Origin of the sequence: Tenacibaculum mesophilum (assembly GCF_003867075.1) — a bacterium.
Taxonomy (GTDB): Bacteria; Bacteroidota; Bacteroidia; order Flavobacteriales; family Flavobacteriaceae; genus Polaribacter; species Polaribacter mesophilus.
On sequence record NZ_CP032544.1, the window covers coordinates 233,659 to 248,355 of the forward strand.

A 14,697-nucleotide genomic window follows, 5' to 3' on the forward strand; every position below is an offset into this window, starting at 1 on the left:
TTTTCCTCTTTGAGAGATTTGTTTTAAAATATTTAATTTTTCGTTTGGGTATAACTATAAAATGCTTTGAAACGCTTTTATTTTTTTACAAAAGATTCTATTGTTTCATTTATTTGTTGTTCTTCAGATACTTTTTCGGAGAATAAATGCTTGTATAAAGGTTTGTTGTTTACTTTAGTTTCTAAAGAGAGGTTAGTGTTTCTTCCATAAACTTCATCCCATTTAGATCTAACTTTTTGCCATTTCACACTGTTTTTTTTCCACCAGTCTTGAGCAGCTTTACATTTATTATCATCTACTTTTACGTAGGTGTTGTACCCTTTTTCATGAGCTATAACAATATCTTTTTTACCTTCTTCTCTTATGATTTTTTTGTTATCTTGATCGTGTAACCAACCATAGTTTGTGATTTCATGACGGTTACCTCTTTCAGTTACATTATAATCGCTTCTTTTGGTATATTCTCTTCTTGGTAAGGGTGCATCTGTAGTATTTTCCCAGTAACTTTTTCCGTCTACATGTACCCAAGTACCAGAGCCTTCGTATCGTGGACTATCGTCTACTTGATATACTTTTTGTGTCCACTGTTTTTTTACTTCTGATTTTGGTTTGTTTTTATAAAGCCAATTGTTATTTCCATTGAACATGTAAAAATCAGTGTTTTCGTACAACCAATCTTGTCTCCAATGTTTTACAATATGAGGATTTGCTGGATTTCCTACCTGTAGTAAGTGTTGAATTGAAATTTTATCATTTTCGTCAACAATTAAACCTGCCCACTCTAAAGCTTTATCTGTTTTTGTTTTGGAAGGTTTGTATAGAGAGTCTTTACTAAAGTTAAATGTTTCAGCAAAGTTGAAAGTAACTTCATAACAACCACACATTTTTTTTATAGCTGCTCTATCTTTTTTCTTCTTGTTTTGAGCGTTAATTGTAAGTGCAGATAGTATTAATAAACCACCTAAAAATATTTTTTTCATCGTGAGTTTTGTTTGAATTTATTTTTTGACAAAAATATAACTTTTATTTAGATTGGTTAAAAATAAAGAATATATTTGCAGAAAATTATTAAGAATGTTTCTAAATAACAAAGTGGTTTTTTTATTGATGCTTTTAGCATGTCAAGTCTTTTCTCAAGAAAAAGAAGAGGTAAGACGTGATAGTACTCATTATAATAAATTGGAAGAGGTTGTTGTAACAGGGCAGTATAATCCTAAATCGATAAAAAAATCGGTATATAATGTAACTATCATAGATAAAAAACAAATAGAAAGTCAAGCAGCTAATAATTTAGCGGATGTATTAAACTTTAAACTAAACTTAACAGTTATACCAAATTCTCAGTCAGGTAAATCAACTATTTCAATGTTTGGTTTAGATTCTCAATACTTTAATATTTTGATAGATAACGTTCCGTTAGTTAGTGATAACGGAATTGGAAATAACATTGATTTAACTCAAATAAATTTAGATGATGTTGAGCGTATAGAATTGGTTGAAGGAGCGATGGGAGTTGAGTACGGAGCTAATTCGGTATCGGGAGTAATTAATATTATAACAAAAAAATCATCTCAAAATAAATGGAACATTCAAGCAGCAATACAAGAAGAAACTGTAAGTAATGAGTATGCTTTATTTAATGAGGGTAAACATATACAGAGTGTTAATGTGGCTCATAATTTTTCTGAAAACTGGTTTGGTAGAGTGAGTTTTAATAGAACAGATTTTACAGGTTTTTTAGATGATAGAAAAGGAAGAGATTATTATAAGAATGATTTACTAAGGGGGTATAGTTGGTTGCCGAAAGAGCAGATAAATGCCACTGGTTTTTTGAATTATAAAAAAGATCAACTTAATTTGAGTTATAAATTTAATTATTACAATGATAATGTAAACTTTTACAATCCAAAAGTTGATGACAATATTGATGTAGACTCACAAACTAGCAATCCGTTTGCGTTAGATCGTGTTTTCAAAACAGAGAGATTTGTAAATAATATTAATTTGAATGGGGTTTTAGCATCGGGGAGCCCTTATTCCTTCTCAGCTTCTTATCAAACACAAAAACGACGTTTAAATAAGTTTACTTATTTTATTTTATCTGGAAATAAAACAAATGAGGAAGATAAAGTATATCAATCAAGCAATGTTTTCTTTTCAAAAGGTACTATTTCAAACTTTATAAAAAGTAATCGTCATAATTTTCAGTTAGGTTATGAAGCTCGTTATATAGAAGGATTCGATACGCAGGCCTCTGGTGAGGTTACTCAACAAGATAAAACACGTACTCAGGGTAACTATGCTTTATTTGGTTCTTCTGAAGTAAAATTTTCAGATGCCTTAATGGTTCGTCCTGGCTTAAGGTATGAATACAATTCTTTATTTCATTCTAAATTACAAAGCTCCTTAAGTGCTCGTTATTTATTTAAAAATGGATTTGAACTTAGAGGTAATATAGGTACTTCGTATAGAACTCCAAGTTTTCAAGAACTATATTATTATTTTGTTGACTCTAATCATGACGTAAGAGGAAATGAAAATTTAAATCCAGAAAGTGGATATTCTGCTTCCATTAATTTAAAGAAAAGAAGTTGGTTTGACGATTCTAATATAGCATTGTTAAATAGTTTAAAAATAGACTATTTAAATCTGGAAGATAAAATAGATTTAGCAATTGTTAATTCGTCACCTCTACAATATCAATACATAAACGTTGATGCTTATAAACTATGGGGGGTCTCTTCAAGAAATACAATAAAAGCAAATAACTGGTCTTTTAATTTAGGAGCTAATTTACAAGGAATAGCTCAGGTAGCTAACAATGAAATAAATGCACAAAATGACTTTTTGTATTCCTTTCAATTAACTACGAGTGCTAGCTATAAAATAAAAAAATGGGATACAATAATAACTTTATTATTAAAGCATAACGGAGAACAACAAAATTATATAGCTTCAGGTACAGATGAAAATAAAAACTCAACTTTCACAAAAACAACTACGCAAGCTTATAATTGGTTGGATGCTTCTGTGCAAAAATCATTTTTAAACAAAAAACTACAAGCTACAATAGGAGCCAGAAATTTATTTGATGTTACCAGTGTTAATGTAAGTAACGCAGCTACAACAGGCGCACATTCAACAAACAATAATTCTCTATTGTTAGGCTATGGTCGTTCATACTATTTAAAACTATTATATAATATTAAATTTTAAAATTAATAACAATGAAAAACAAATTTTTCACACTCATATTATTAACAACTATGTACTCTTTCATTAGTTGTGGAAGTGATAATGATTTACCATCTGAACCAATAAAAGTGGTAATAGAAGGAGCAGAAGTAAGTCCAGGAGTAGGTGGGCCTAATCAACCAAATCAAGTATATATTGACTTAAGTACGAATACAACAACAGAGATAAAGAGAGACTCTTGGGATTTAGGATTTTATTCTGGAAGTGAGTTTAGAGTTGTTATTAATGGTTCAATATCTATGGCGGCTGCTAAATTATCTACAACAGATATAGATGCTGTTAGCTCTTCAACCCAAGAAGTAAAAGATTTACAGCCTTTAGTAAGAACGAATACATATACTGATGAAAGTGCTCCTTTTGTTGATCATCCTAGTGGAGATATAACAAAAACGGCAATTGCTGAAATTGAAGTAACAGAGGCTAATAATAAAGTATATTTAGTAAACCTTGGTTATGAAGTAGCAACAGATAAACCAGCTACAGGTAGCTACTCTGCAAATGGAGATGAAAGAGGTTGGAAAAAAATTAGAGTTTTAAAAGAAGGAGATGCTTATGTTTTACAGTATGCAGATTTAGATGCTACTACGCATAAAGAAATTGTAATAACAAAAACAGAAGGGTATCACTTTACATTCTTTAGCTTTAATACAGAAGCTAAAGTTAATGTTGAGCCAATGAAAGAAAACTGGGACTTAAACTTTACAATTTTTACAAACTTATTACCTGGATATGGTCCGTATGTATTTCCAGATTTTGTAGTAAATAATATAAAATCAAATGTTAAAGGATATATGATAGATACAGAAGAAGAAAGTTATACATATAATGATTTTACCTTAACAGATGTAAAAGTAGAAAATTTTGGTAATACTCAAACAGCTATCGGTAGTAGTTGGAGGGCAGGAGGAGGTCCTAGTTCTTTACCTTCTCGTAAAGACAATGTTTTTTATGTAATAGAAGATACTGATGGAAATTTATATAAGTTAAAGTTTTTAGCATTAACAAATGATGCAGGAGAAAGAGGTTATCCTGAGTTTGTATATAGCTTATTAAAGTAAAGATTTATTTATTAAATTTTGTTAATTTTTGTTGTGAAAGGCTATCTAACCGAAAGGTTGGGTGGCTTTTCTAGTTAAAAAGGTTTAGTTAATGAGTTTTTCAGCCAAATACTTAGAGGTGTATGATTCTTTATTTTTAGCTAATTCTTCAGGGGTGCCTGCAAAGATTAAGTTTCCACCTTTTTTTCCACCCTCTAAACCAAGATCAATAATATAATCAGCGCATTTAATCAATTCAATATTGTGTTCAATAACAATAATTGAGTGTCCTCGCTCAATTAGCGCATTAAAAGAAGCTAATAATTTTTTAATATCATGAAAGTGTAATCCAGTAGTTGGTTCATCAAAAATAAACAAAGCTTTGTCTTTGGTATTTCCTTTTACTAAAAACGAAGCTAGTTTTATACGCTGTGCTTCACCACCAGAAAGGGTAGAAGATGACTGGCCTAATTGTACATAACCTAATCCAACATCTTGTAAAGGTTTTAATTTTTTAGCTATTTTGGTTTGTTTGTGTTCTGTAAAAAAAGCAACGGCATCATCAATAGTCATGTTTAAAATATCATCAATCGATTTTCCTTCAAAAGTTACTTCTAAAACTTCTTTTTTAAAGCGTTTACCACCACAAGTTTCACATTCTAAATGTACATCAGCCATAAACTGCATTTCAATAGTAACTTCTCCTTCACCTTTACAAACTTCACATCGACCACCATCTACATTAAAAGAAAAATGTTTAGGTTGGTAATTTCTTATTTTAGATAGTTTTTGAGACGAAAGTAGCTTGCGAATATCATCATACGCTTTTATATACGTTACAGGGTTAGAGCGTGAAGAACGGCCAATAGGATTTTGATCGATAAACTCTACATGTTTTAACAAATCAAAACTCCCAGTGACATCCGTGTGTTGTCCTAATTTTTCACCATATCCAACCAGTTTCTTCTGCATAGCAGGATATAGGATTTTTTTAACTAAGGTACTTTTACCACTACCAGAAACTCCAGTAATAACGGTTAAGTTGTTAAGCGGAAAAGAAACATCAATGTTCTTTAAGTTATTTTCACGAGCCCCAATAATATCAATAGAATTTTTTGATGTTCTTCTACTTGTAGAAATCTCAATTTTTAACTCTTCTGATAAATATTTAGCTGTAAGCGATTCGGATTGTAGAATATCTTTAAAAGTTCCTTCGGCAACAACATTTCCACCATAAGTCCCTGCTTCTGGGCCAATATCAATAATATAATCGGCCTCTTTCATAATGTCTTCATCATGCTCAACTACAATTACGGTGTTACCTAAATCACGTAGGTTTTTTAACACGCCAATGAGCCTTTCCGTGTCCTTTGGGTGTAATCCAATACTTGGTTCATCTAAAATATACATAGAGCCTACTAATGAACTTCCTAGCGAAGTAGCTAAATTAATTCGTTGACTTTCTCCACCAGATAACGTATTAGATGTTCTGTTTAATGTTAGATAGCTTAAACCAACATTTGTTAAAAACTGGAGACGGTTGTTAATTTCGGTAAGTAAACGTTTACCAATTTTTTCTTCGTATTTGTTTAATTCAATATTATTGAAGAATACCGCTAATTCATCTAGAGGTAGGGTTACTAATTCATCAATAGTTTTACCGTATACCTGAACGTAGTTGGCTTCTTTGCGTAAACGTTTTCCGTTACATTCAGTACATTTTGTTTTTCCGCGGTAACGAGAAAGCATTACACGGTTTTGAATTTTGTAACTTTTCTCTTCTAATTTTTTGAATAAATGATTAATCCCTTTAAATTTTTTTGTTCCATTCCAAACCAAGTCTTTTTGTTCATCAGTAAGTTCAAACCATGGTTTATGAATAGAAATCCCGAATGCTGAAGCATTTAGAATTAAATCATTTTTATATTTTTTGTAACTATCTGTTTTAAAAGGGAAAATAGCATCTTCGTAGATAGATAATCCTGTGTTAGGAATTACTAAATCTTCATCAATACCAATTACATCTCCGTAACCTTCACAGGTTGGACAAGCTCCGTATGGGTTATTAAAACTAAATAAATGAGTGTTAGGCTCTAAGAATGAAATTCCGTCTAATTCAAATTTATTACTGAATTCAACAGTACTATTATCTGATAGGTTTTCGATATAGCAAATACCTTTTCCCTCAAAAAAAGCCGTTTGTACAGCATCTCCCAAACGGTTGTAAAAGTCTTCTTCGTCTTTTACAACAATTCTATCAACAACTAATTGTAATTCATTTCCCTTAAAATCTTTTACAGGAAACTCATCAATTCTGTATACGGTATCTTGATATTTTAAACGAGCATATCCTTGCTGTGTTAGTACTTGTAAAACAGTTTTTATATCTCTGTCTTTATTAATATGTATAGGAGCAAGTAATAATAACTTTGAACGTTCCTCAAAATTTTTTACATGATTGATAACATCAGAAACTGTATGTTTTTTTACTTCATTACCCGAAATAGGAGAGAAGGTTTTACCAATACGAGCAAATAATAATTTAATATAATCGTATATCTCTGTAGATGTACCAACTGTTGAACGTGGATTAGTAGCGTTAACTTTTTGCTCAATAGCAATGGCAGGAGCAATTCCTTTAATGTAATCAACTTTTGGTTTGTGTAGTTTTCCTAAAAACTGACGAGCATACGAACTTAAACTTTCTACATAACGGCGTTGTCCTTCAGCATACAAAGTATCAAAAGCTAGAGAAGATTTACCTGAACCAGAAAGTCCAGTAATAACTACTAATTTATTACGAGGAATAACTACATCAATGTTTTTCAAATTGTGCAGTTTAGCTCCTTTTATTATAATATTTTCTTTTGGATTAACAGTTGAAATATCAGTCTTCATATACTCGAAAAAATAAACTATAAAAGTACGGTTTTCTATTAACTCTACATTATAACCTCAATGTAAATATCAAGGACTTTTCTTTTACAAAACTTAGATTAAATATATAATGTTTAGAAAATAAGGTATCTATTTGTTGTTTTTTCGAAAATAGTAAAAAAATCCCCTTCATTAAGAAGGGGAGAAGTAGATTTATATTATTGTTTTTCTTGTTCTGAAATGATTATAAGGATCTTTCGAGTATTGTTCTTTAATCCTAATAAGTTCATTGTAGTTTTGGGCAAAATATGTTTTAGTAGGAATAGAACTATCCTTAAAGCTTATAAATGCGCCAGAGGTATTTGGGATATCAAAATCTCTACATACTTCAATCCAATCTAGCGCTCTATTGGTGTAATCATATAAAGTATTGTCTTGGAAGTTTTTTATTTTTTCTTCAATATACTTTTTAATTGCTGGATCCATATTTGCATCTAAAGCTTCCCACCAACATTGGTATTGTATGGTATATTGTTTGTCATTGTAAGGAAAAGCACTATTGGTCTCAGGGTGTTTTTTGTAAAATTCACCTGTAATAGCTCCTAAGGTAATATAAGATGTAATAGTATTTTTTCTGTTATGCTCATTTAATAGAGGAGAGCACAAGCTTTCAATTAGTTTTTGATGCCCTTCTTCTCCTAAACCTTTTTTATCAACAAGTCTTGAAGTTATTTTATGTGGTGCAGGTAGATCTAGATCTGGTTGTAGCGGTGTCCCCATTAATAACTCAGGAGGGAGCATGGATAATTTAATTTCATTAAAAGACTCCCTGTCCCATGAACTCATTAGGTGTTCACCGTAGTTGCTTTTATGTTCAAAATCTGCACCTGTGGCAGGTTCAATAGTTAACATATTATCTGTAACAGCAAGTACACCTTTAAAGTTATCTTTTATAAACTCCCTTAAGCTTATTTCATCTCCTTCCCAATACCCATTAAATTGGCAATTAAGATAGATAGTTTTATAAGGAATAGGTGTGTTTTCATCCCACGACCTTGCACTCACTTTTAAGTTGGTTCCAATAAGTTGAGGTGAGTTGTTAGGTTGAATAATTTCCTCCCATTTTTTTAGCACTTCAATAGTAGGAATATTTTCTTCAACTTTATCTGGATTTAAATCGGAATACGGATTCCAAACGACGTTGAAGCGATGTAATATTTTAGGTAGTTCAAAAGTTTTAATTCTAAGTTCGGTTACAATTCCGTAACTCATGCCTCCACCACCTCTTAATGCCCAAAGTAAATCAGGAATCTCACCATTTTTTTCATTGAGTTCTGCAAACTCTCCGTTTCCTAACAAAATGGTAGCGCCGACTAAACGTTCACAGCACATGCCATATTTACGAGTCCATGGTCCCCAGCCACCACCCATGGTGAAGCCAGCAATACCCACAGTAGCACAAGTACCGTGGGGAATCATAACGTCTTGGTCAGCGAGTCTTGAAGTTAGGTCTTTAAAACGAATACCTGGACGAATATGTGCGATTTTTTCTCCGTCAATATTTTTAATATAAACTTTTTCATTATCATGTTCGGGATAGTTCATTTTAGAAACATCTATTAACACAATATTAGTTCCAGTACATTCGCCTTCGTGATCATGACCTCCAGCTCTGACTTTGAAAGGGAGCTTGTTGTTCTTTGCAGCTTTGAATGTATTTTGTACGTCTTCAGGGCTTTCGCAATAAACAATTACAAAGGGGTTGAATTGCAATCTTCTATTGAAAATATGACTATTTTTATAATGTTCGTAAACATTATCTAGACTCCCCCAATTTGTAGATATTGTTACATTTGAAGGTAACGACTTTTGGATTTCTTTTAAAAAGTTGTCAATGTTTTCTCTAAGTAGCGTATTAATTTCTTCTTGAATGTCAGTTTTCATAGATATTGTAGTTTAAGGATTAAAACTCAAAAATAATTAGCACCTATGTGTATTTAAGAAAGAGTTCTTTAAATGATTAAATATTTAATTTAAGTAATTGAAAAAGGGTATAAGCAGAAAGTGAGTTTGTTTGAATAAGGAAGAGCTTCTACCAAAAATAAATTCAATTAAATGTTTTTACTGTTACAAAAACAGTTGTAAAAATTACAACTGTTTAATATAAAGTTTTAAAAGAGTTTATTTATCCGCTAGTACAGCTGTCATAGCAAATGGATCAACAGTTTTTGTGAAATTTTCGTTTTGATATCCGTATAGTTCATGGTTTATAAATTCATGTTCATCGTTTTCAGAAACCACAATAAGTTTAGAAACAGCACTAGGGAAATCATTCATCTTATTCAAATCCATATAAATTTCTCCCATGGTTCTAGCATTACAAAAATAGTAGGTAAGGTTGTTGTGAGAAGCAACGCTTGTCCATAAAGTTTGTGCGATGTTTGGATATTTTTCTAAAGTTGATTTGAAATTAACAGGTACAGAAGCATTCATAACAACTGATTTTGATTGAGTTAAAGAATCAGAATTACTAGTAGTGTCATATAAATGATTTAGATAATAAGAAGCTCTGGCAAATCTATCAGAAGGAAAGGGACCGCCTGGTAAAGTATTACTAGGAAAGTTATTTTTATCATTCCACTGCCAACGCCAAAATTGATTTAGTTCAATTTGTTTGGCATAAGAAGGTTCGTTAGTCATTACTCTAAATTCAGGATCTTCATAAATGATGTAATTTCCATTATGAACTTCAATAATGGCAGATTTACCATGAAGGTCAGAAACAGCAAGATGTAAAGAAGCTTTTTTATTAGAACCAGGAACTTTTCCTCCAATTAACTGAATTTGAGTTTCAGCTTCTTTACTAAATTTTACAACCACTTCAGAAACTGAGCAACAAGTATCCAATACAAATTGTACCCACCTTAAAACATCTAAATTTTTACAAGAGCTACCATCTTCTCTATTGTAAGAAGCACCACTGTCGTATAATAGATTAGCGACGAGTCCTTGAGAGTTGATGCCATCAGATGCACCAAAAGGAGCTTTGGTACCCACCATAGTTACAATACTGCTATATTGTGCTTCCCATATTAACGAATGTTCATTTTCAATTTCTGTTCCGCATTTAAGCATTGGGTTTTGAGGAGTAACTCTAAAAGCAAAAATAGTGGTAGGCATTTGGGTAGCCCAATCCATATTTCTTGCTGTAGTTAGATAATTGTTTTCTGCACTAAAATTGTTAAATATTCTTGTACACATAGTTTTAAATTTTTCGGGGGTTAATATTGATTTTATAATTACAAAACTATAGGGAGAAAAGCTATGTATTTAAATGAAGGGCTTGACCATACTAATATTTGGTTATAAACGTAAGGTATTTGAGTATGTATAATTTGTTTTTTAAATGGGGACTCTATAGATTTTAAGACGGTATAAAATGACTTTTAATTCTATTCTTTTTAAAGGATATAACAGATGAGGATGGAAAATATAATGAATGTTTCCTTTTGGGTTAACAGTTGAAATATCAGTCTTTATATACTTAATATAATCGAAAAAGATAAGTAATAAGAAATACCAATTTCAAGTGGTTTTATTGAAAAAACGATAGTGTTTTTCTCTTTTTTTATAGTTTTTTTTGTATTTATTAATAAAAAATTTAATATTTGTAACTCATTATTAATCAATAAATAATAGCTTATAGTAAAATAATTACTTTTATAACTTAATATCCCCTAACAAAAAGAGTACTAGTTAGTTGCTCTTTAAAAAAAGTAATTATTATGCAGCACATTGTAGATGATAGTGTATTAGTAAAGAACTATATAAATGGTAATGAATATGCCATAGAATTATTGATTAAACGCCACCAACAACGACTTTATAGCTTTATTTATAGTAAAGTACAAAATAGAGATACTACAGAAGATATTTTTCAAGACACCTTTATAAAGGTTATAAGAACGCTAAAAAAAGGAAATTATAACGAAGAAGGTAAGTTTTTACCATGGGTAATGCGTATTGCTCATAATTTAATTATTGATTTTTTTAGAAAAAACAATCGCATGCCTACGTTTAATAATACAGAAGAGTTTGATATTTTTTCGGTATTAAGTGATGGAACTTTGAATGCAGAAGGAAAAATAATAAAAGAACAAATATTAAATGATGTTAAAGAATTAGTTGAAGAGTTGCCCGAAGAACAAAAAGAGGTTTTAAAAATGCGTATTTATAACGATATGAGTTTCAATGAAATATCAGAGAATACTGGCGTTAGTATAAATACAGCACTTGGTAGGATGCGTTATGCTTTAATTAATTTGAGAAAAATAATTGAAAAAAATAAAATTATCTTAGTTAGTTAAACAATATTTAAAAAAAAGCATCGTTAAATCATTGATAATAAGTATTAATAAGGGAATATATGATGCAAGTTTACTCTAAGAAGTCTCCTGACTTTAAAATGGAACCTAAACAAGAAACAGTTCAATATTTGATTAATTTTTCCAAATCGTTAACAGTAGTTAAAACAAAATCAAACTATCTCATTGAATTGAATTTGAATTAAGAGTGGGAAAAGCTTCAACAAGGTTGGGGCTTTTTTTATGCTTTCTTTTTATTATAATCGTCTATTACCGATTTTCTTCCAACTGTCCTAGTGATAATATCATTTTCTAGCTTCCAACCTCGAGCAGGAGAATATTCACGTCCATAATAAATAATTTGTAAGTGTAATTTATTCCATAATTCTTTAGGGAATAAACGTTTTGCATCTTTTTCAGTTTGTGCAACACTTTTTCCGTTAGATAAATTCCAACGATACATTAATCTATGAATATGGGTATCTACAGGAAAAGCAGGAATATCAAAAGCTTGCGACATTACCACACTAGCAGTTTTGTGTCCTACTGCAGGTAATTCTTCTAAAGCATCCATATCAACAGGAACTTCACCATTATGTTTTTCAATTAAAATTTTCGATAAACCGTGAATTCCTTTTGATTTCATAGGAGACAAGCCAACTGGTTTGATAATCTCTCTAATTTCATCAACAGTAAGCTTTACCATGTCGTACGGATTATCAGCTCTTTCAAATAATAAAGGAGTAATGGTGTTTACACGTGCATCGGTGCTTTGAGCAGACATCAATACAGCAATCAACAAGGTGTATGGGTCTTTATGGTCTAAAGGGATGGGAGTTTCAGGATATAATTCTTTTAAAGTATCTATAACAAACTGGACTTTTTCTGCTTTCGTCATTGCTTTATAAAATTTGAAAAAATCAAAGGTACAAAGAAGCTTCGTATGTTTTATGGATAATCAAAATCAACTTTGTAACTTTGACATAATAACTTTGAAAGAATATAATATGACAACACTAAAAATAGGAGATAAGGCACCAAATTTTGAATCAGTAGACGAAAAAGGAAATACTGTAAAGCTTTCTGATTATACAGGGAAAAAACTAGTATTGTTCTTTTATCCGAAAGCAAGCACACCTGGTTGTACAGCTGAAGCTTGTGACTTACGTGATAATTACAAAACGTTTTTAGCAAAAGGCTATGATGTTTTAGGGGTGAGTGCAGACTCAGCAAGACGTCAGCAAAACTTTATCAATAAAAATGAATTACCTTTTCCTTTATTAGCAGACGAAAGTAAAGATGTAATCAACGCTTTTGGTGTTTGGGGACCTAAAAAGTTTATGGGAAGAGAATATGATGGAATTCACCGTACTACTTTTGTAATTGATGAGAAAGGAGTAATTGAAGATGTAATTACGAAAGTAAAAACAAAGGAACACGCAAATCAGATATTAAAATAATAGTATATCTATTTAATAAAAAATAAAAGTCGAGTATTTACTCGACTTTTATTTTTTGTGGACTTACCCTAAATTCTTCTGTAGGTTTTATTACTTCTGTAGCGGAGGCAAGTTCTTTTTGTAATTCTCTGCTTGTTTTAGTGCTACCATCATGACTCCATCCTGGAGGCATAAACACGTATTTTAGTCGTGTTGTAAAAGGTAAATTCTTTTTTCGTTTAAAGAAGTCGTTAAAAATTTCTTTCCATTCATGGAAGATAATGTTAATAGGTCCCTTGTCTTCTAATGGTTTGGTTAAACCATAACGTAATTTTTCATATTCAGTTTCATCCTCTTCAGCTTGAAAAGTTCCAAAAATACGATCCCAAATAATTAAGACCATTCCCATATTTTTATCAAGGTATTTGGTATTTGAAGCATGATGCACTCTGTGATGAGAAGGAGTTACAAAAATATATCCCCACCAACCTAATTTACTTTTAATAAAGTTAGTATGACATAAGGTTCCGTAGTTTTGATTCATGGCATATGCAAACATAATATGCAACGGCATAACACCTAGAAAAGCTAACGGTAAAAAGAACATATACCTAAACAAAGGCTGTAAAACTGGAGATCTAAAACCAGTTGAAATGTTGTAAAATTCAGAGTTGTGATGTGTTACGTGTACAGCCCAGAAAAATCGTGAATGATGATCTACATAATGGTGTATGTAGTACAAAAAGTCTTGACCAATAAAAGCTAATAACCAATATGCCCATGACATGTTACCTTCCCAGTCGATAATTCTGTATTGATAACAAAATCCCATAATGGCAAAAGAAACAACCTTCATTAGTAAATCTAAGCTAAAGTTAACTAAAGCAAAGTAAACATTAGTAGCTGTGTCTTTAAAATCGTAGTTTTTAGCTTTAGCTCTATAACTAAAGTACATTTCAATTAAAATTACTGAAATGAAGAAAGGAGCACTCCAGTAGTATAATATATCTTGATTGAATATGTTGCTCATGCTATTTTTTTAGATTGCAAAAATATTTAATTTTAATCAATTTAACTGTTAAAATTTATAGTCTTTCCACGATCCAGTTTTTAAAACTATAGAAGTTTTGAGGAGCTACTCCGTGACCTACGGGGTATTCTGAATATTCATTTTTTAACTTTAAGTCTTTCAGTATAATAGGAGCTTTACGTGCCCAATCTATAGGAAGGACTTGATCTACAGTTCCGTGAGAAATATAATAATCTGTTGTAATAGAGTTGTCTATTTCAGTAGGTAATAACTCTTCGTTAATATAACCGCTTAAAGCAACTACATGTTGTACTTTGTTAGGGTATTTAAAACTTAGCGCATAACTTAAAATAGCTCCTTGGCTAAATCCTAATAAAAATGTTTTATCAGGGTTGGTATTGTATTTCTGTTTGATTTCGTCTATAAAAGAAGCAATCTTATCAACTGATTCAGCTGCTTGTTTTAAATCAGAAAATTTACCGTTAACTGAATCAAAATTTATAGCATACCAAGCATAACCACCATAACCCATATCATGAGGAGCTCTGGCACTTATAATTAATAAATCGTCTGGTAATTCTTCTGCAAATGAAAATAAATCTTGTTCGTTGCTACCATATCCGTGTAATAAAATTAATAAAGGAGGGTTAGCGTTAGAGGTTTTAGGCTCTCTTACAATATGTTGTAAACTCATG

11 protein-coding genes are annotated in these 14,697 nt (G+C 31.0%); 4 read left to right on the top strand and 7 right to left on the bottom strand.

What is annotated here, in order from left to right; translation table 11 throughout:
- Positions 1–77: 77 nt before the first annotated feature.
- On the bottom strand, positions 78–980 hold the full coding sequence (locus D6200_RS01195; RefSeq protein ID WP_073181191.1) for a DUF6607 family protein: 903 nt from the start codon (positions 978–980) through the stop codon (positions 78–80).
- A 94-nt stretch (positions 981–1,074) separates the two neighbouring features.
- Between D6200_RS01195 and D6200_RS01200 the strand changes: the two genes are divergently transcribed.
- Together D6200_RS01200 and D6200_RS01205 are read left to right on the top strand one after the other, a co-directional pair.
- Positions 1,075–3,216 (top strand): TonB-dependent receptor plug domain-containing protein, encoded by a 2,142-nt coding sequence (locus D6200_RS01200; protein ID WP_073181189.1) that lies wholly within the window; start codon positions 1,075–1,077, stop codon positions 3,214–3,216.
- 11 nt (positions 3,217–3,227) lie between these two features.
- Positions 3,228–4,313 (top strand): HmuY family protein, encoded by a 1,086-nt coding sequence (locus tag D6200_RS01205; RefSeq protein ID WP_047789221.1) that lies wholly within the window; start codon positions 3,228–3,230, stop codon positions 4,311–4,313.
- Positions 4,314–4,397: 84 nt separating this feature from the next.
- On the opposite strand, the gene uvrA is transcribed toward D6200_RS01205, so the two are convergent.
- The 3 genes from uvrA to D6200_RS01220 all read right to left on the bottom strand — a co-directional run bounded on the left by uvrA (position 4,398) and on the right by D6200_RS01220 (position 10,430).
- The gene (gene uvrA / locus D6200_RS01210) at positions 4,398–7,190 is read right to left on the bottom strand and encodes an excinuclease ABC subunit UvrA (RefSeq protein WP_073181186.1); all 2,793 of its coding nucleotides are present in this window, start codon (positions 7,188–7,190) and stop codon (positions 4,398–4,400) included.
- 192 nt (positions 7,191–7,382) lie between these two features.
- Entirely contained in the window at positions 7,383–9,113 is a 1,731-nt protein-coding gene (locus D6200_RS01215) for an FAD-dependent oxidoreductase (protein ID WP_047789219.1), read from the bottom strand.
- 237 nt (positions 9,114–9,350) lie between these two features.
- A complete protein-coding gene (locus tag D6200_RS01220) occupies positions 9,351–10,430 on the bottom strand; it encodes a linear amide C-N hydrolase (protein WP_083574743.1) in 1,080 nt (359 codons plus the stop codon).
- A gap of 524 nt (positions 10,431–10,954) precedes the next feature.
- Here D6200_RS01220 and D6200_RS01225 point away from each other — a divergent pair.
- Positions 10,955–11,536 (top strand): RNA polymerase sigma factor, encoded by a 582-nt coding sequence (locus D6200_RS01225; protein ID WP_173360714.1) that lies wholly within the window; start codon positions 10,955–10,957, stop codon positions 11,534–11,536.
- Positions 11,537–11,774: 238 nt separating this feature from the next.
- Here D6200_RS01225 and D6200_RS01230 read toward each other — a convergent pair whose 3' ends face one another.
- Positions 11,775–12,431 carry an endonuclease III domain-containing protein gene (locus D6200_RS01230; RefSeq protein ID WP_073181183.1) on the bottom strand — a complete coding sequence of 219 codons (657 nt, stop codon included), beginning with the start codon at positions 12,429–12,431 and terminating at the stop codon, positions 11,775–11,777.
- 109 nt (positions 12,432–12,540) lie between these two features.
- Here D6200_RS01230 and bcp point away from each other — a divergent pair, with 109 nt between their 5' ends.
- On the top strand, positions 12,541–12,993 hold the full coding sequence (bcp, locus tag D6200_RS01235; protein WP_047789216.1) for a thioredoxin-dependent thiol peroxidase: 453 nt from the start codon (positions 12,541–12,543) through the stop codon (positions 12,991–12,993).
- A 37-nt stretch (positions 12,994–13,030) separates the two neighbouring features.
- On the opposite strand, the gene D6200_RS01240 is transcribed toward bcp, so the two are convergent.
- On the bottom strand, positions 13,031–14,002 hold the full coding sequence (locus D6200_RS01240) for a sterol desaturase family protein (protein WP_047789215.1): 972 nt from the start codon (positions 14,000–14,002) through the stop codon (positions 13,031–13,033).
- Positions 14,003–14,057: 55 nt separating this feature from the next.
- Complete coding sequence (locus D6200_RS01245) at positions 14,058–14,696, bottom strand: alpha/beta hydrolase (protein WP_073181182.1); 639 nt, start codon at positions 14,694–14,696, stop codon at positions 14,058–14,060.
- Position 14,697: the final 1 nt, after the last annotated feature.